At 31.5% G+C, this 16,241-nt stretch carries 20 protein-coding genes; 8 read left to right on the top strand and 12 right to left on the bottom strand.

What is annotated here, in order from left to right:
- Window positions 1-17: 17 nt before the first annotated feature.
- The 5 genes from AC4BBR_RS01650 to AC4BBR_RS01630 form a co-directional block, all read right to left on the bottom strand.
- Window positions 18-422, bottom strand: a complete 405-nt coding sequence (locus tag AC4BBR_RS01650; protein WP_490460875.1) for a hypothetical protein — start codon at window positions 420-422, stop codon at window positions 18-20.
- Between the two features lie 416 nt (window positions 423-838).
- Complete coding sequence (locus tag AC4BBR_RS01645) at window positions 839-1,354, bottom strand: hypothetical protein (RefSeq protein ID WP_490460874.1); 516 nt, start codon at window positions 1,352-1,354, stop codon at window positions 839-841.
- Between the two features lie 20 nt (window positions 1,355-1,374).
- A complete protein-coding gene (locus tag AC4BBR_RS01640) occupies window positions 1,375-2,799 on the bottom strand; it encodes an LXG domain-containing protein (protein ID WP_490460873.1) in 1,425 nt (474 codons plus the stop codon).
- On the bottom strand, window positions 2,792-3,151 hold the full coding sequence (locus tag AC4BBR_RS01635; RefSeq protein WP_490460872.1) for a hypothetical protein: 360 nt from the start codon (window positions 3,149-3,151) through the stop codon (window positions 2,792-2,794). Before AC4BBR_RS01635 ends, AC4BBR_RS01640 begins: the two co-directional genes overlap by 8 nt.
- A 7-nt stretch (window positions 3,152-3,158) precedes the next feature.
- On the bottom strand, window positions 3,159-3,425 hold the full coding sequence (locus tag AC4BBR_RS01630; protein ID WP_069654094.1) for a DUF3130 family protein: 267 nt from the start codon (window positions 3,423-3,425) through the stop codon (window positions 3,159-3,161).
- Between the two features lie 339 nt (window positions 3,426-3,764).
- Between AC4BBR_RS01630 and AC4BBR_RS01625 the strand changes: the two genes are divergently transcribed.
- The 3 genes from AC4BBR_RS01625 (at window position 3,765) to AC4BBR_RS01615 (ending at window position 5,311) form a co-directional block, all read left to right on the top strand.
- Window positions 3,765-4,025 carry a hypothetical protein gene (locus tag AC4BBR_RS01625; RefSeq protein WP_490460871.1) on the top strand — a complete coding sequence of 87 codons (261 nt, stop codon included), beginning with the start codon at window positions 3,765-3,767 and terminating at the stop codon, window positions 4,023-4,025.
- A gap of 28 nt (window positions 4,026-4,053) precedes the next feature.
- The gene (locus AC4BBR_RS01620; RefSeq protein ID WP_490460870.1) at window positions 4,054-4,827 is read left to right on the top strand and encodes a helix-turn-helix domain-containing protein; all 774 of its coding nucleotides are present in this window, start codon (window positions 4,054-4,056) and stop codon (window positions 4,825-4,827) included.
- A 64-nt stretch (window positions 4,828-4,891) separates the two neighbouring features.
- On the top strand, window positions 4,892-5,311 hold the full coding sequence (locus tag AC4BBR_RS01615; RefSeq protein WP_490460869.1) for a VOC family protein: 420 nt from the start codon (window positions 4,892-4,894) through the stop codon (window positions 5,309-5,311).
- A gap of 527 nt (window positions 5,312-5,838) precedes the next feature.
- On the opposite strand, the gene AC4BBR_RS01610 is transcribed toward AC4BBR_RS01615, so the two are convergent.
- Complete coding sequence (locus AC4BBR_RS01610) at window positions 5,839-6,765, bottom strand: helix-turn-helix domain-containing protein (RefSeq protein WP_490460868.1); 927 nt, start codon at window positions 6,763-6,765, stop codon at window positions 5,839-5,841.
- 78 nt (window positions 6,766-6,843) lie between these two features.
- Between AC4BBR_RS01610 and AC4BBR_RS01605 the strand changes: the two genes are divergently transcribed.
- From AC4BBR_RS01605 to AC4BBR_RS01585, 5 genes are all read left to right on the top strand, one after another.
- Entirely contained in the window at window positions 6,844-7,608 is a 765-nt protein-coding gene (locus tag AC4BBR_RS01605; protein WP_490460867.1) for an ABC transporter ATP-binding protein, read from the top strand.
- Between the two features lie 4 nt (window positions 7,609-7,612).
- Complete coding sequence (locus tag AC4BBR_RS01600; protein ID WP_490460866.1) at window positions 7,613-9,952, top strand: ABC transporter permease; 2,340 nt, start codon at window positions 7,613-7,615, stop codon at window positions 9,950-9,952.
- Between the two features lie 62 nt (window positions 9,953-10,014).
- Window positions 10,015-10,293, top strand: a complete 279-nt coding sequence (locus AC4BBR_RS01595) for a hypothetical protein (RefSeq protein WP_490460865.1) — start codon at window positions 10,015-10,017, stop codon at window positions 10,291-10,293.
- A gap of 48 nt (window positions 10,294-10,341) precedes the next feature.
- Window positions 10,342-11,220: a substrate-binding protein gene (locus AC4BBR_RS01590; protein WP_490460864.1), complete on the top strand. Its 879-nt coding sequence runs from the start codon at window positions 10,342-10,344 to the stop codon at window positions 11,218-11,220.
- 14 nt (window positions 11,221-11,234) lie between these two features.
- The gene (locus AC4BBR_RS01585; protein ID WP_490460863.1) at window positions 11,235-11,444 is read left to right on the top strand and encodes a hypothetical protein; all 210 of its coding nucleotides are present in this window, start codon (window positions 11,235-11,237) and stop codon (window positions 11,442-11,444) included.
- A 756-nt stretch (window positions 11,445-12,200) separates the two neighbouring features.
- On the opposite strand, the gene AC4BBR_RS01580 is transcribed toward AC4BBR_RS01585, so the two are convergent.
- The 6 genes from AC4BBR_RS01580 to AC4BBR_RS01555 form a co-directional block, all read right to left on the bottom strand.
- Entirely contained in the window at window positions 12,201-12,353 is a 153-nt protein-coding gene (locus AC4BBR_RS01580) for a hypothetical protein (protein ID WP_490460862.1), read from the bottom strand.
- Window positions 12,354-12,732: 379 nt separating this feature from the next.
- On the bottom strand, window positions 12,733-12,885 hold the full coding sequence (locus tag AC4BBR_RS01575; protein WP_490460861.1) for a hypothetical protein: 153 nt from the start codon (window positions 12,883-12,885) through the stop codon (window positions 12,733-12,735).
- A 784-nt stretch (window positions 12,886-13,669) separates the two neighbouring features.
- The gene (locus tag AC4BBR_RS01570) at window positions 13,670-14,230 is read right to left on the bottom strand and encodes an SPASM domain-containing protein (RefSeq protein ID WP_490460860.1); all 561 of its coding nucleotides are present in this window, start codon (window positions 14,228-14,230) and stop codon (window positions 13,670-13,672) included.
- Window positions 14,231-14,248: 18 nt separating this feature from the next.
- Window positions 14,249-14,614 (bottom strand): radical SAM protein, encoded by a 366-nt coding sequence (locus tag AC4BBR_RS01565; RefSeq protein WP_490460859.1) that lies wholly within the window; start codon window positions 14,612-14,614, stop codon window positions 14,249-14,251.
- Window positions 14,604-15,359: a hypothetical protein gene (locus tag AC4BBR_RS01560; RefSeq protein ID WP_490460858.1), complete on the bottom strand. Its 756-nt coding sequence runs from the start codon at window positions 15,357-15,359 to the stop codon at window positions 14,604-14,606. The genes AC4BBR_RS01565 and AC4BBR_RS01560 overlap by 11 nt, the downstream gene beginning before the upstream one ends.
- Window positions 15,343-16,089, bottom strand: coding sequence for an ATP-binding cassette domain-containing protein (locus AC4BBR_RS01555; RefSeq protein ID WP_490460857.1), 747 nt, complete (start codon window positions 16,087-16,089; stop codon window positions 15,343-15,345). Before AC4BBR_RS01555 ends, AC4BBR_RS01560 begins: the two co-directional genes overlap by 17 nt.
- Window positions 16,090-16,241 lie beyond the last annotated feature (152 nt).

Raw genomic sequence — 16,241 nt, 5'->3', positions numbered from 1 at the left:
AACTGATCTATTTTTCCTTAAATATTTAAATTTATTTCATCTATATTATTTTGCGTAGACATCTGAATCAATCCATTAGCAAATTGCTCTATAAGACCAATTTCACTGTATAGATAAAAACAGCATCTATGTTTACGTTCATCGTTATCGTCTATTTCTATTTCTATTTTTCCTGTTGCATCTGCTGGAGAAAAATTCAGCGAAAAAGCTGGCGTGAAATCTCCTTCTTTTTTTCCAAACTCTACATAACAACTATCATTAAATTTAAAAGAAAATTCCTTAATTCTGTTTCCAATAATTTCTAAGTCTGTATTCTCAATATAGCATAATTGATAAGCTGAAATATATTTCGATTTAGCACTAACTTTTATTTCTAATAAATTTGAATCTTCCCAATTTTTTTCTATTTTAATGTTATTCATATTTTCTCCATTTGACAGCTTTATATTTTTCTAACCGTCTTCTGCAAGCCACCTAAAATCAGTAATTTTTATTGATAATCCTTTAACATTTTTTGGGTCTTAAACTGAACTTAATGCATCGTCATTTGCTAATTTAAATAATTTGATAAAATATGTCCAGTACTCCCCTTATCCATAGTTTCTTTTGTTTTTCAAACTACGCTATCTTCAAAATATCTTTCACTCGATTGTTTAGCAATACTAAGAACAATAAGAAAGTAATAGCTAATGACTTTTTATATCTAAAATAATTTACAACCTAATATTATTTTATAAAGCTTATTACGCATAATTTTAGAACCATAATTATTGTTTTGAATCGCAAAATAAACTTTATTTTCAACTAATAAATGAATATTTAGTTTTCTGATTTCACTTTAATTTAGCGAAACAGAACTTTGGATACTATCATTAAGTTCTGACCATTCAATCTTTGAAAAGTCAGAAAATCTCATTCCAATAATTTCATTATCTTTATTTAAAAGTAAAGACAAATGCTTAGACATCTTTACAATAGAAGATAACTTCTCTTCATTTAATTTGAAGTATAAACTAGTATTCTCCCTAAATATATCAAAATCAGCTTCTTTAGTTAAAACTGGTTCTTTATCAAACATATCCAGTTGAATTATAGGATTTTGTTCACTAACTTTACTATTTGGAAGTTTTGAATCTGCAATATCATTTATTGAGGTTATCGTCACACCTACAATTTTCTTGGTTTCAGAATTTATTTTAATTTCTATAAATGATGATTTTCGATTAATGAATCTATAATAATATAACTCTTCTCCCTTGTTATCATTTGTTGGAAATTCTAAACTCACTGGAACATAATAGTCTATTTCAATTTCGTCTAAAATAGTTCCTTCTTCAAAGCTAGTAATCTTCATAAAAATAAAAACTCCTTTTCTTAAGGTATATATTGAGCATGTTTTATAACTGGAAGTTGACCAACTTGTCTAGGAGGACTAAAAATTAACTCCCAATTCCCGGACCTTATAGGTACATTATACTGATATCCTTTTACCACTGCCTCTGCAGTAGAAGCTTGTAGACTCGCTAGCAACTGTTGTTCCGATAATTTACGCCCATGTGATAAGTTCCTAGTAGAATATTCCACTATATGTTTTGTACCATTAGGATTTACCCAGAATTTTTTTCCATTCACTGTCATTTCAAATGATTTTGGAATATTTGTACCATCTATTACTGGTTGAGTACCTTTAATATCATCCCAGATAGTAGCACTAACCCCGCCAACCTTCCCTACATCTTTCCCTCTATCAACAGTCTTCACAACATCCGCCGACTTCTCAAACTCTTTCAACGTTTCCCACTCTTTAGCAGTCAACTTAATCGCATCAAGCGTATAATCACCATTTCTAAGCAACTTAGCTGACTTCAAAATATCCTTTACTCGATCAATCGGCAATACTGCGAGTAGTATGAAAATACCAGAAGATGACCGTTGCATCGTTGTTGAATCTTTCCCAAACAGGATCTCAATATCATCAATATTCGTAAGGATTTTAAAAATCTCTGGTCCATACTCTTTAAACAATTCAACATTATGAACACGAAACAGTTCATGCAGCTCTTTTGTTTTTTGAACATCCAATTTTCCATTGCGATAAATCTGGTATTCGACACCATTCGATAATTCTTTGATGACCACATCAATTCGGTCTTTCGGTTGTGCTTTGTTAAAGTCCTTTAGTGCTTTATACCATTTTTGATTTTTAAAATCAATGCTTTTATAGCCATCTTTACCGCCTGAAAAATTTCCAGCACTGCCTAGAAAGGCTAACCCTTCGGCAATCGAAGCAATGACTGTTTGCACGTCTGAGAAATCACTGCCATGTGCTGCTTCAAAGGCGCTATATTTTTCGAGAATTTCAATTTTCTTGGCGGTTCCTAGCATACTTTGTTTATTAAAAAATTGATTCACAAACGGTACGTCTTCAAAGGCTTTTGCCAAAGCTTCCATGATCACATCATTTTCTGCTTGTAAACGACGTAACTCAGCTTTCAATCCCTCCATTTTGGCGGTATCTAAATCATTTTCGGCTGGTCCAACTTCTGAGGTAAAGGCGCTTAAATAAGCTGTAATCGCATCATCAAGGGTATTTAAGGCATTGTCCACTGTCGTTGATACTTCTGAGTAGGCATCAACATAACTTTTGGTCGAATCCCACCCTGTACCAGATAATTTCCCTGCACGTTGAAACACTTGTTGCGCCTCTTTAAAGGAATTTAGTTGATCTAATACAGTTAAACGTAAATTTTGCACTTCACTGGCAACATTTTGCCTTTCAGTATATCTAAATTTAGGCATCTTCCTCCTCCTTTTGTGCTTGTTTTTTTTGTAGCCATAGGAGGTCGTCTTCTGCTTGGATTTTTTTACGTTCTGTTTCACTGACTAATTCAGTTAACTCTTCTTTGCCCGCATCAAAGGTTCGGAACGCTTCTGTTCGTTCGTCTTCTAGCATTTCTAAGTCTATTCTAGCTGAACGTTCTGCTTCTGTTCCTTTGCTGTAATAGAGAAATTCTTCTAATATCTCTGCTTGTTGTTGGTAAACACGTTGTAGATCATTGAGTAGAAAATCACTTTCGGTGTCTTTTTTCTTTAAGGCTATTTTTCGATCTTCATATTCTTCGATTTTTACTTGTAGTTGTTTTTCTTCCATAAAGCACCTACTTTACTGCATTTTTTTCAGCCTGTTTGATGGCTTGATGTATTTTTTCTAAGTTTCCAATGTCTTTAGACGCGTTGCTTTTAAACGTTGATACGATGGTACTAAGCGAAGAAACACTACTTTTCATTGCACTAGCGGCGCTACTTTCAGAAAAGCTCATGCTACTTGCTTGTTTTGGTTTGAATGATAAGGATGATAGGCTACTTGTAAATTTGCTTGTTAAAGAATTTACTGTCGCTGCATCGGTACTGATTTTATCTGCCATGTGAACGCCTCCTTTGATAAATTAGTTGTTTTTATCTGTTACATACTATTGTTTTTAAACTAAATTTCCTAATCCATATAAGTACTTTAAAAAATAATATGTAATATAAGAATACTATATTGAAAACTATATATTCTATCAAAATTTTCAGTATATTTGTAACTTTTTGATAAACCATATTGAATTATTGTAAGACGTTTAGCAATTCATTCCAGTTCATAGCAATGATTTTAGATACATTGATACCTTATTGAAGAATATCAATATGTTTCTGGTAGACGCTATCAGCATAAATTCAAACAAAAAACGACCAAATCTGAAAGGAGATGACTAAAAATCATGACTAGAATAAAAAAATCTGAGCTAGATAAACTCTTAAAAACAGTAGAATCTTCCAACGAAGAACTGTACAATCAACTGTATAGTTTAAATCATTGGATTTCAGAATATTCAAGTGAACTAGCCCTTTATGGTGATGGATGGGCATCTGGAACGAGTACTCTACCAGATGCAAACAGGATTAATACAGGAAAAGCGACTGTTAACGGAATACCAACAGGTGGGAATAATAGGGAATCAACATTTTTCCCTAAAGAATAGCATCCTCATCTGAGAAGGAGGAACAAACATGAAAACGAAAATGCCTGAAATTCTTTCTTTCATTTCAGAAGAAGCTGTTAATAGAAAAATGACCAGTGAGGAAATTGCCGTTCACTTTGGTTATGATAAACATCACTTTAGTCGGAAATTTAAAGAAATAAATGGATTCAGTGTTGCTGAATTTCTCTCTAGTTTAAAAGTTGAAAAGGCGATCTTTGAACTCGATGAAGAAAAGCGTATACTCGACCTACAAGAACGTTCAGGTTTTGAAAGCAGCGGTAGTTTCACGAATACGTTTAAAAAATATACAGGAAGTTCTCCTAAAGCGTACAAAACGGAAATGAGTGAACTTTTTGATGATATGAAACGTTTTGAAACGGATGATAAGGATCAGTCGATAGCGCATTTTGAAGAAAAGAGTCATTCTTTTTGCACAGTAACGATTGAAGTACCTGATGGATTTGAGATGGGTATCCTATTTATTGGACTTTTCCGTACACTTATCCCGAATCATATGCCTATATCCGGATTAGCTACTAAAAATTTAATCGGAAATACATTGAACAATATTCCAAGTGGCGACTATTATTTATTAGCTTGTGGGATAAGCCGTTCCAATAATATTCTATCTTACTTTAACTTAGGTAATAGCTTGAGGGGGAAAGAAGATGAAAAATTATCTTTTCCAAACTGTTCTGGCAATCATTACACGATTAAGCTTAGAGATCCAATACCAGAAGATCCACCAATTTTAGTGAATGTGGGGAAACTTTTGATCTCCCGTTTAAAGAACACAATCTAGAATAATATTATTCGACCGTGAAATGATACACTAGTCGTAAGTTAATGGAATGGAGATGGAAAAAATGATCAAAACAGGAACCCCTTATCTATACTTTTATGACGAGTGCGACGATGCATTACAGTATTATGTCGATATCTTTGGCGCTGAAATTCTAGAAAAAGCTACATTTGAAGACGTGGATTTTATGGAAGATGAAAGCCGAAAAAATTGTATTGCTCATGCTAATTTTAAACTCGGAGAAAGTGTGATTCTTGCAAATGATTTTCTCGAAAAGAAAAGCAAAGAGACATGTTCTCCAAGCGCACAGACTAGTATCTGGCTTGAGCTTGAAAAGGATGCGGACATAAAGCTTCTGGAAGAAAAAATGTTAGCTACTGGTTCCAAGAGCATTACAAAACTTGAAGAGACTTTTTGGGATTCATTCTATGCTAAAATCGAAGATAAATTTGGGATTATTTGGGAATTGAATGCTCAAAAGTAGAGAGTCAGAAAATGATTAAATAGCGTAAAATATAACTTTGGCCTTATTCTCTATGTTATACGAAATATGCTTATTTTTGAGCGGGAGTAACAAGCTAATAAAGATTCTATAGTAAAAATTAGATCGTTGACCCCTTTGTCAATAAACGTTTACAAAGGGTCAATAACGTTTTGTAAACCTTTTTGCTTGAAAAATCAAAATGTCTATAATCAATATTTTGCATCAGCATTGGCCGAACTGGTACTGATCAACGATATATAAAGCTAAGTAATTGGACAGTCAGGTACTTAGCTTTTATTTTAATCTTGAAACGTTCAAAAAGCCCTGCCAAGATTTTTTCTTAGCAAGGCTTTCATTATTAAAAAACTTGTTCAATTTATCTGACACCATTGTTTATACTGAAAATTTCCCATATATAAAACATCGTAATTCCTCCTTTTTACTATCAATTATAAATTTTATCTCGTAATCCAAAGGAAAGTATAAAAGTTTTACTATAGTATAAAATATATATAAGTATAGCTTACTTAAACAGAATTTCTCAAAAATCGTTCAAGATATTTTTTATAACTATCATGAATATCATGCAATTCAAGCACTTTTAATACATTCAATGCTTGATTGGCTTTTTCGATTCCTTCATTTCTTTCTCCTTCTGCAATTAGAAGAATTCCTTTCAAAAAATTCAATTTATTTTTTTCATAAATTTGCTCGGGTTTGCCTAATAAACTTTCCACTTTAACAATAAATTTTTTTGCTTGCTTGTAGCCTTTATTTTCTATAAAAAAGATAATAAGATTAAGAAGCAGGAGTAACAATTCATTGGTATCTCTAAATATATGTAGTTCCGTTTCAAGTCTTTTTTGTGCACCTTTCACCAATAAACTTACTTGTTCTACGCTAAAGCAAAAAAATACATTGTTAAAAAGTGATACATCATAGTCAAACCACACATCAATATTGATTAAGTAATTCCAGAGAGAGTCAATGATTTCTTTAGAGTATTCTTTTTGTTCTATTCTTTCTATATGTAACTTACAAATACTTATATTATGAGCATGTCTAGTAATGTAATTCGTTTTAAATTTTTTTTCTTCTGATTTAATGAGAGCGTCCAATTCATTGACATTGGCACTGCTGACAACATTCTTTAATTCCTTTAAAAATTGACGTTGACAGTTATCTTCTGACTTATCTTTCATGCTGATAAACTCTTGATAACTCACACTTAACTTATTTAATAGATCATACAACTTTTGAGAGGATATATCTGAGTTACCTCTTTCAAATTTAGATATAAACGAAACTGAAATAGTCTCATCTGATAAGTCTGCTAAGGAAAGATTTCTTGATTTTCTAATATATCTAATAATATTTCCGTTATCCATGAATAACCCCTTTTCAGAAAATTTCTCTTTTTTTACACTATAGTGAAAAATACCAACTAAAGGCAATAAATACCTCTACTATTATAAAAGTACCCTTAATTAGGAGATTTGGCAACTAAATTTTGAAAGAAATGAGGAATAGATGTGCAGGAAATCATTACAGCAGAGCGACTTTGTAAGGAATACAAGAATGGCTCTAATGCCGTAAAAGTATTAAAAAATATTGATTTAAAAATTTATGAAGGTGATTTTACCGTAATAATGGGAAGTTCGGGTTCAGGCAAATCAACTTTATTATATTGTCTAAGTGCAATGGACAGTATTTCATCTGGAGAAGTGAAGTATCAAAATCAAAGAATGGATAACATGAAAGAGGTTGAGATTTCAAAAATTCGGAGAACAGAGATGGGATTTGTATTTCAACAAATGAATCTCATTAGTACCCTTTCTCTCTTTGAAAATATTATTATCTCTGGTTATTTAAAAAATGATTTTAAAAAAAAGGTTCACTCCCATGCAATGAGTCTGCTAGCGCAAGTAGGGCTAGATTCATTTGCAAAAAGGCTTCCGTCTGAGATTTCAGGTGGTCAACAGCAGCGAGTTGCTATCGCTAGAGCACTTATTAATAGTCCAAAGATATTATTTGCAGACGAGCCTACAGGTGCTTTAAATTCAAAATCAGGCGAAAATATATTAGACACTCTTTCTCACTATAACAATAATGACAATCAGACTATTCTTATGGTCACACATGATCTAAAAGCATCATTAAGAGCAAACAGAATTATTTATCTTAACGATGGAGAAATTGAAGGAGAATTAGCATTAGATAAATACGCTGCTGAAAATATAGATATAGTAGAGCGTGAAAAAAATGTATTGAATTGGTTACAAGGAATGGGGTGGTAAGAGTATGCGTACATTTTTGCTACTACTTAGAAAAAATCTATTCAAAAGAAAAACCTTTGCATTTTCGATAGTAGCGTTATCAGCCATTGCTATTATTTTTTTATTGACAACTCTAGGTTCTTTGTCTGAGAATGGCAAAACTTATGACATTTCTTATGAAGCTTCCAAATCACCAGACTTACTTTTTAGCTTTTCCCAAAATAATTATCGGAAGAGTTATACCAGTGAACTAAAAAAGATGGATAATATTAAAAATGTTGAAACGATTGAAACATACTCTGGATTATTAGAAGATGAAAAAAATGGCGATACAAATGTTCTACTTCGTTCACAAGGAATTAACACTTTTCGAGTAGAGGATGGCGGAAATGGTACATTAAACGTCAATGAGACCTATGTACCTATCTATTTAAAAGATTCCCTTTCTCTTAAAAAAAATGACACTATTGATGTTAAGCTCAATTCCCAAATTATTCAATTAAAAATTGTAGGCTTCTTTGAAGACACGGTGTTTGGCTCACCTATAATGAGATATAATCAAATCCTTATTAATGATGGGACTTATGATCAGATTTCAAAGATGGATGCAAGTGAGAACATTATAAAAAACTTCTTCATCCAAGTGAATTTCAATAAACCACCACTTGACGAAGACTTCACAGCTTATGTTACGAATAAAATGGAAAATTTTGAAGGAACAGAAGTAGCAGATTTTATCTATGATAAAACATTTACTAAAAAAGCCTATGTGATGATCCCAACAGTTCTCTCTTTGGTTCTTTTACTTGCAACAGCCTTTATTGTTTTTGTTAGTTTTTTCGTTTTAAGATACGCAATCTTAACTTCATTAGAATCTGACTATACTCAAATCGGTGTTATGAAAGCATTAGGCTTTACCAATAGAAAAATAAAGTATCAATTTATGATCCAATTTCATGTATTAATACTTTTTGGAGGGATTTTTGGACTACTAGTATCTACACAAACCATCCCAAGGTTAACGAGTGTATTTCTAAATTCAAATGGTATTATTGGAGATAACTCCGTTCCGTTGGGACAGATGATTGTGTTACTAGCTGTCTTTATTTTATTAAATTCACTCATCATACTCTTTAGCTTAAGAAAATTAAAAAATATTACTCCTGTCAAAGCGCTTCGAATGGGTCAACTTTCAGATGGAGATAAAGCTAAGAAGAGAATCTCTTTAGAGCATCTAAGTATGTTACCGTTATCTATTAGCATCTCTATCAAACAATTATCCACAAGGTTTAAACAATATACCTCATTAATACTCGTTGCATTTTTCTTTAGTTTCTTATTACTGAGTGTTCTAACACTATCCAAATCTTTTGAAAAAGAGAATGAAGTATTCAAACTTCTTGGCATGCCAAAAAATGATGTAGTATTACAGATTGCTGAAACTGTAGAGGATAAAGAGGAAGCAATAAGGCAATTAGTTAATCAAATTGATAAAAAATATTCAGTCAATTCTTACAGTTCTTTTTTTCAAACAAGTTTGAAAGTAGAAAAACAGTCAATCGTTGCGCTTGTATATGGTGATCTTAAAAGCAAAGTTGATTTAAGCGAGGGACGTTATCCTAAAGCTGAAAATGAAATTCTTATTACAAGTAACGTGAGCGAACAATTTAATAAGAATGTTAATGACACCTTAAAAATATCCACTAAAAAAGACAACTCAGAGGATTTCAAAGTAGTTGGCGTATACCAAAGTGTTAACAACGTTGGGCTTACTATTCATATGCTAGATACTGGGTATTCTAAGCTAAATAAAAATTATTCTCCTGTTCAATATGTCTTGGATTTAAAGAATGATTCAGATGTATCAAAAACAATAAAACAATTTTCTACAAATAAGGACAATATTAATATAACAGATGGTTTAAAAAGTAATAAAAACTTGATTGAAACAATACAAACGGGTTTGCTATTAATGACAATGATTGTATTGATTTTAAGTTTTTCTATTTCATCCGTGATCATTCTCCTATTGAGTACAATTTCAATTAATAGGGAATCATTAGAATTAGGGATCATGAAATCATTGGGTTATACATCGGCTCAATTACGTTGTCAATTTGCTTCCAGATTTGTTATAGCGACAACATTAGGAACAATAATTGGAATCATTTCAGCCTTGCTTAGCGGAAATAAACTGTTTTCTGCGCTTCTTTCAATGGCAGGCTTAACTAGTTTAGATTTAAAATTTTCAATTGGAAATTTAGTTTTTGTAGTATCGTTTTTCGTGTTTGTTAGCTTCTTATTTAGTTATGTTTCCTCACGAAAAATAAAGAATGTACATGTAAAAAATTTATTAGTAGATTAAAGGAGCGAATTAGGGGTATGTTTGGTTATTTAAAAAGTTTTTATACAAAGTTAGCGTTTATAATGGGATTAGTAATGTATGTTTCATATGCTTTGCCCACTGGTAATTGGCAAAATATATACTTAATATTTGTTTCGATCTTCGTTGCAGTTTTCCTACCATTTTTCACTAAAATAAGTGAGAAGTTAGAGCGATTTGCAGTATTAAGAACAGGAAGCATGTTTTTAGGTAAAGTCATTCGCTTTCTCTGGCAATATGCATTTAATTATTTTGCTTTGACCATGGTTATTACTGGCGGTATCGTAGATACTGCTAACCTACAATTTGTCGGAGGATTGTAGGGAGCTATTGCATTAACTTCATTTGCTTCTCAAGGATTACAGTATGTGATGTTAGCATTAGCAAATAAAAATATTGGTGATCGTTATTTGAATATTACACTTGCCTTGAGTTTTAATGTCTGTATTAGTGCCATTGCATCATTAGGATATGTTCCAGTTCAACTATTTTTTGCGGTTACAGGGATTCTCTTAGGAATATTTGACGCATTATACAGTTTGATTACAGATTTAAAAGGTATTTTTTCAAAAAAATCTGGAGTTGGTGTGTTCTTTGGGACATTCAATCCTGCTCATGTTTCACATATGAAAATTATAGAACAATTTATTCAAGAGAGAAACTTAGAAAAGGTGTATGTTCATCCAACTATCGTCCCCAAGCTTCACCAAGCATTATTGGATGAAGGGATTATTAGAATAGCCAAAATGAAAGATGGTATGAGAATTTACGAAAAAACTGAAAAAGCTGATTTTCATATTGATTACTTTCCAACTGGAAATATTTTCTTTGAAGCGGAAAATAGAATTGCTATGTTACGGGGGGCAGTCTCGGATGCAAATTTAGAAAAGAAAGTTGAAGTTTTAGCTATGCCTGATTTATACATTGATAAAGGTTTCCATGGAATCATTAAGCACATTAAAAATAAACATAAAGGGAAAAGAATTTATGGTCTTCACGGTAGTGATTACGGTGGAATGTTGGTGAGAACCATTTATGATGAAACTTTCTTAACACCTTATACAATAGTGAGAAAAGATGATATTTCAGCTACAGCAATTAGAAATGGTGCCGAGGGTATGACTTCCAAGACGGTAACTGAAATACTGAATATTTTAAAGGATGATTCTCATGCAAATAATGGCGACATATTTGAATTTTCAGGCATACGATATATTTATTCAGATTCAAAATTGATTGAGTTAGACTAGCTACGGAGGGAAAAATGACGACAACTAAAGAGATACTTCTACCAAATAATTACACACTAAAATTATATAAAAGAAAATATTTACCTCAACTTTCTGACTTCGTAGCAAATATTTACTTTAACCAACATCATTATCAGTTTGATGAAGATATTGAAACCTTAGCAAATGAATTACGAACTCAAGATGAAGAGCTCAGCAAACAATCGACTATTTGTTGTATTTAAAATACACAAAAAGACATATGTCGCACTGGAAGACTTGTCAAAAGAGTTCAACAATTACCATTTGAAGTAGAATTTGATATTAACTTAGATTTGTTTCAAGATAAATACTCTAACATCTATGAATTTGCAAGATTAGCAAGTGGAGAAAGATCTTCATTTAGACTCATTAAGATTCTTACAACACATCTACTTAGAAGTGTTGATTCAGATAGCAACATAATTGTTGCTAGTTTAGATCAACGGCTCTATAAAAAGGTATTACGGTTAAAATATCCTGTGTTTAAATTAGGCAAAGAAAGACATTATATGGGATCGGTAACTGTCCCTGTGGAGTTTGATTTATCAAAAATTAAAATGTGGGAGCGAAGTAGGTATTTGCTCTTTTTGTGTCTACTTTATTGACATTTATCCAATATATAATTATTTTTGAGCTGAATACACTAGTATTTTCTAGCAATTTTTTGCTTGTCAATTGATCTATTTTTATCTTTGAAAAACTTTTCTAAACACTGGTAGTACTTCTTCTATGATTGTAATTGTTCCCAAACGTCATAAAGTGCATAAATATCGGTTCTTAGCAGAGCTTTCACTGTTAAAAAACTGGTTTGATTTATCTGACACTATAGTTTATAATGAAAATTTCCTATATGTAAAACATCGTAATTCCTCCTCATCTTACTTAGAAATTCTATCCCATAAATTCTTGCGAGACATAGGAGTTTTACTATAGTATAAAAATACGCAGAATCGACTATTTTAAACTATCTTTTTCAAAAATCCTTCGATATATGTTTGGTAACTGTCATGAATATCATGTAATTCAAGAACTTCTGATACAGTCAATGCTTGATTTACTTTCTCAAACTCTTCATTTCTTTCTCCTTCCGCGATCAGAAGAATCCCTTTCAAAAACTTTCCACCTTAACAATAATTTTTTTGCTTGTACCCTTTATTTTCTATAAAAAAGGCAATGAGATTAAGAAGCAGGAGTATCAATTCATTGGTATTTCTAAATATATGTAGTTCTGTTTCAAGTCTTTTTTGTGCACCATTTATTAATCTTAATGAGCGTCTAAATCCATTTTTAATTCATCCATTGGTTGGTTTACTTCTTCAAACTTGTTACTTTCAAAAATTTTCCCTTCTTGCATTTAAAACACATCCTTTTCTTTTTTTATAAAAAGAGATTAGCTCTCGTTTTAACATAAGTAAACTGCCTGCAATTTCATGAAAGAGGACACATTTAAGATACATTATACCCTCTTCCAATAATTCAACTTATCAACTATTAGTCTGACACTACAAAATAACTACCAATAATACATGCTGGACTTTCGATTGGATCCAACTCTTCATAAGCGTTCAAATCCATTTTTAATTCATTCATTGGTTGATTCACTTCTTCAAACTTATTGCTTTCAAAAACTTTTTCTTCTTGCATTTAAAACACATCCTTTTCTTTTTTTTATAAAAAGAGAATAAATCTCTATTTAACTAAATAAGATAAGAGTATAGTGAATAAATCAAAAATCCATAAATTACTATAATTCCTAGGTAATCCACGAAAGTTTTTTTCTTCCCAGTACAGTTCATATTTAAAATTGTGGAAAATAAAATATGATAGCCATCATTTCTCATACCACCTATCGGTATTAAGCAGAAAATTACCATCGTCAAAACTTGTGGAATAACAAATGTATAGTCATTGAAAAATACGTATACTAGGAAGCAAGTATATATATTCACCATAGCTCCTGCATAGCTTACACAGCATCTTCTGAATTTCGGTAGTAAATAACCATCTGAAGTATCAACAGTTATCATGGGAAACACGTACCTAAAATTTAGTCGTATCTTTCCAACTTTTCTATGCCATGCTTTGAGAAAAGTGGCATGACCTATTTCATGGAAAATCACATTAAAAATTAGAAATCCTATTGATATAACTATCGACGAAGAGCCACTGATATTTCCATCAAAAAAAGTGGATGACTTCAAAAAAAGAATACCCAATAATACTACAGAAATAATGATTAATAATATACATAAGTAATCGAACCATTGCCAAGTTACTTTATTTATAGTAGTGAACTTGTATCTTTTTGATGCATAATAGTTCTCTTTAAAAAAATACTGATTATTCATCTTGATGTAGCAATCACCATTCTTCAATTCAAACACTTCATAATTATTAAATTTTAGATTCTGTCCATCCATCATATAAACTACCTACTTAATTTTACACGCTCTTGTACTCGCTCAAAAATGTAAGGTTTAAATTTGCTAATATTACCTTCTTTAAACAGAATTGCACATAACTCACAAACATTAACAACTTTATCTGGAACATCCATACCTAAGTCATTCTTCGCGATATTTATTAAATAATCAAAGTTCTCATTTCGTAACAAATAGAGTAGCCCATTGTTTTTTATGTTATCTAAGGCTTCCTTCAAACTGATGTTTGTATAATCACCGACCGTTAATCCAGTATCCATAACCATTTGAGAGCAACAAGGATAGATTTTCCCTGAATAAGTTACAACGATGTTGCCATCATAAATACATCTAAGGCCATCTACAGATAAGCTTCTATAAAATTGATCATCTGTGAATGCAGTGCATGCCCCTCCAGCAGGTAAACAAGGTACAATCTCAATAGTTGGCCCATACGTGCCATTACCTAAATCATCTATTATATCGCCAATTTTCTCATCTTTTACAACAACTATAGCCAATGTTGTCTGTATTCCTAGTTGAACAGCCGCATTCAGAACGTTTTTCACATACTCTGTCTTTACATATTATCTATGGTAAGAATCATGGCTAAGACTAAGATGGTCTAATCCAGCAGTTTTCAAAATTGATAACTTTTCATAGGCTTTCTCATAAGAAGTTGCCCAATAACTATTCGAAATAGTCGTTACTCTCTTTCCAGCTGCTTTAGCTGCAGATACTAATCGAACCAAATCATTAAATGTCATGAAAGGTTCTCCACCTGTAAAGGAAACAGTTTTTATTTCATCAATATCTTTAGATTCATCAATGTAATCTAAAATTCTCTCTCTATCCAATTTCTCTGTACAAGTAGGTGTCGATTGAAAACAACACATAGAGCATGCTGCACTACATCTTCGATGGATAGTAAAAGCTAAAGTATTATAATTCAATTTTATTTCCTCTCTTCCCTATCAATATATTATTTGTTATTACTAGTAATGAAATCCAAATAGCATTCGGTAGGATAATCAGCAGGTATTTGTAATCTGCCAAGTTAATTCCTAGTGTTGATAGCGAACGGTGTTTCACAACTTGACCAGTTGAAGCAAGAATTGCATTATAAGAAATACTGTTTGGATCAGCTTGATTAAAAAGTCCAAATCCCATCATATTCGCTGTGTTAAATACGATAAACATAGCGAAACAAATTAATGTTGCCGTCATTGTATTTTTAAAAATGAGTGATAGAAGCAGAGAAAACAAAATAATAAAAAGCAAATTAATATCTAAATCCAGTAACATTGTCAGCAGATAGCTTAAATCATTATTTCCTAATAAAAAGAATAGAATTATCAACGTGATATTTGATGCAACTAGTGAAATGACATACATAATAACAGACTTACAAAAAATGATTTGTTTCACAGAGTACCCAATTTGAGTCATATAAACATTGATTCCATTTTTTATATCTGTAGAAAATATAAAGATGTAAATGAACGAAAAAAAGATGAAAGTGAATTGATTATATGCATTTAGTACACTTAAAATTTTGATTTGACCATTCACTTCCTGAAAAAACATATTGGATAGCAACATTCCTGCCATACCTATCACAACAAAAACTAGTGGCATTAAAAGTAATAGTTTCTTATTTCTTAATCTTAATAATTCAAAATTAAATAAAGCTTTCATTTTCCAATCCCCCTTCCATATAGCCAAGAAATGCTCTTAGCTGGCTTGGTGAATAGTCGTTACCTTCATAGAGTTTGATTTTCTTTTCTTCTTTGAATAGTCCATAAATAGTTCCCTCTAGAAAAGAAACATCTTCCATGTCATGAGAAGTATGCAAGAATAAAATATCTTGATTTGATAAATTTTTAACTTCACATAAAAATAACGACTTGTTTTTATAATCTAATGAATTACTTGCTTCATCTAACAAAATAATCTTCTTTCCTGAAGCTAATGCAGAAAATATTTCAACTATTCTTCTTTGACCTGAACTTAAGGTCTTAATAAACTGGCTTCTAGTTTTCATCACAGAAGTAAATATTGGTCCATAATTTTCCTGTCCGTACTTTACCTTTTCCTTACCTAACAAATCAAGAATATCTTGAACCTTCACTTCTTCTGGCATCTGAATATAGTCAGAAACAATAGAAGTTTGTTCTCTTATCTCACTTGGAATAACCCCATCTATTGGGGGAATAATTCCCAATAATGTTTTATAAATAGTGGATTTGCCACTACCATTATCTCCAATAAAAGATACAATACCATTATCTGGTAATTCAATTGTGACATTTTTATATAATGTCTTATTTTTGTAACCGATGGAAGTCTTATACTTCATAAGAAAATCCCCTTCCTTTCCAATTATTAATTTTTTTGGCAGAAGACCTTTAGTAGTTGTTATGTACACATCATAATCTCTTTTCACTCTCTTTTTAGCATCATGTTACGAACAACATTTTATCTGACTCATTTGACCTTTTCCGGAAATAAATAATTGAAATATATGGTAAAATGTAATGAATAACTAAAAACATAGTTATTCATTACATTTTACATGTA

The organism is Enterococcus sp. AMC1251 (assembly GCF_058216535.1).
Note: the sequence above shows the minus strand (reverse complement) of the source record. Positions and strands in the feature narration are given on the sequence as shown.

Coding starts and splice junctions, on each gene's coding strand:
- AC4BBR_RS01650 (WP_490460875.1), bottom strand. CDS start 422: ATGAATAACATTAAAATAGAAAAAAATTGGGAAGATTCAAATTTATTA.
- AC4BBR_RS01645 (WP_490460874.1), bottom strand. CDS start 1,354: ATGAAGATTACTAGCTTTGAAGAAGGAACTATTTTAGACGAAATTGAA.
- AC4BBR_RS01640 (WP_490460873.1), bottom strand. CDS start 2,799: ATGCCTAAATTTAGATATACTGAAAGGCAAAATGTTGCCAGTGAAGTG.
- AC4BBR_RS01635 (WP_490460872.1), bottom strand. CDS start 3,151: ATGGAAGAAAAACAACTACAAGTAAAAATCGAAGAATATGAAGATCGA.
- AC4BBR_RS01630 (WP_069654094.1), bottom strand. CDS start 3,425: ATGGCAGATAAAATCAGTACCGATGCAGCGACAGTAAATTCTTTAACA.
- AC4BBR_RS01625 (WP_490460871.1), top strand. CDS start 3,765: ATGACTAGAATAAAAAAATCTGAGCTAGATAAACTCTTAAAAACAGTA.
- AC4BBR_RS01620 (WP_490460870.1), top strand. CDS start 4,054: ATGAAAACGAAAATGCCTGAAATTCTTTCTTTCATTTCAGAAGAAGCT.
- AC4BBR_RS01615 (WP_490460869.1), top strand. CDS start 4,892: ATGATCAAAACAGGAACCCCTTATCTATACTTTTATGACGAGTGCGAC.
- AC4BBR_RS01600 (WP_490460866.1), top strand. CDS start 7,613: ATGCGTACATTTTTGCTACTACTTAGAAAAAATCTATTCAAAAGAAAA.
- AC4BBR_RS01595 (WP_490460865.1), top strand. CDS start 10,015: ATGGGATTAGTAATGTATGTTTCATATGCTTTGCCCACTGGTAATTGG.
- AC4BBR_RS01590 (WP_490460864.1), top strand. CDS start 10,342: ATGTTAGCATTAGCAAATAAAAATATTGGTGATCGTTATTTGAATATT.
- AC4BBR_RS01585 (WP_490460863.1), top strand. CDS start 11,235: ATGACGACAACTAAAGAGATACTTCTACCAAATAATTACACACTAAAA.
- AC4BBR_RS01575 (WP_490460861.1), bottom strand. CDS start 12,885: ATGCAAGAAGAAAAAGTTTTTGAAAGCAATAAGTTTGAAGAAGTGAAT.
- AC4BBR_RS01560 (WP_490460858.1), bottom strand. CDS start 15,359: ATGAAAGCTTTATTTAATTTTGAATTATTAAGATTAAGAAATAAGAAA.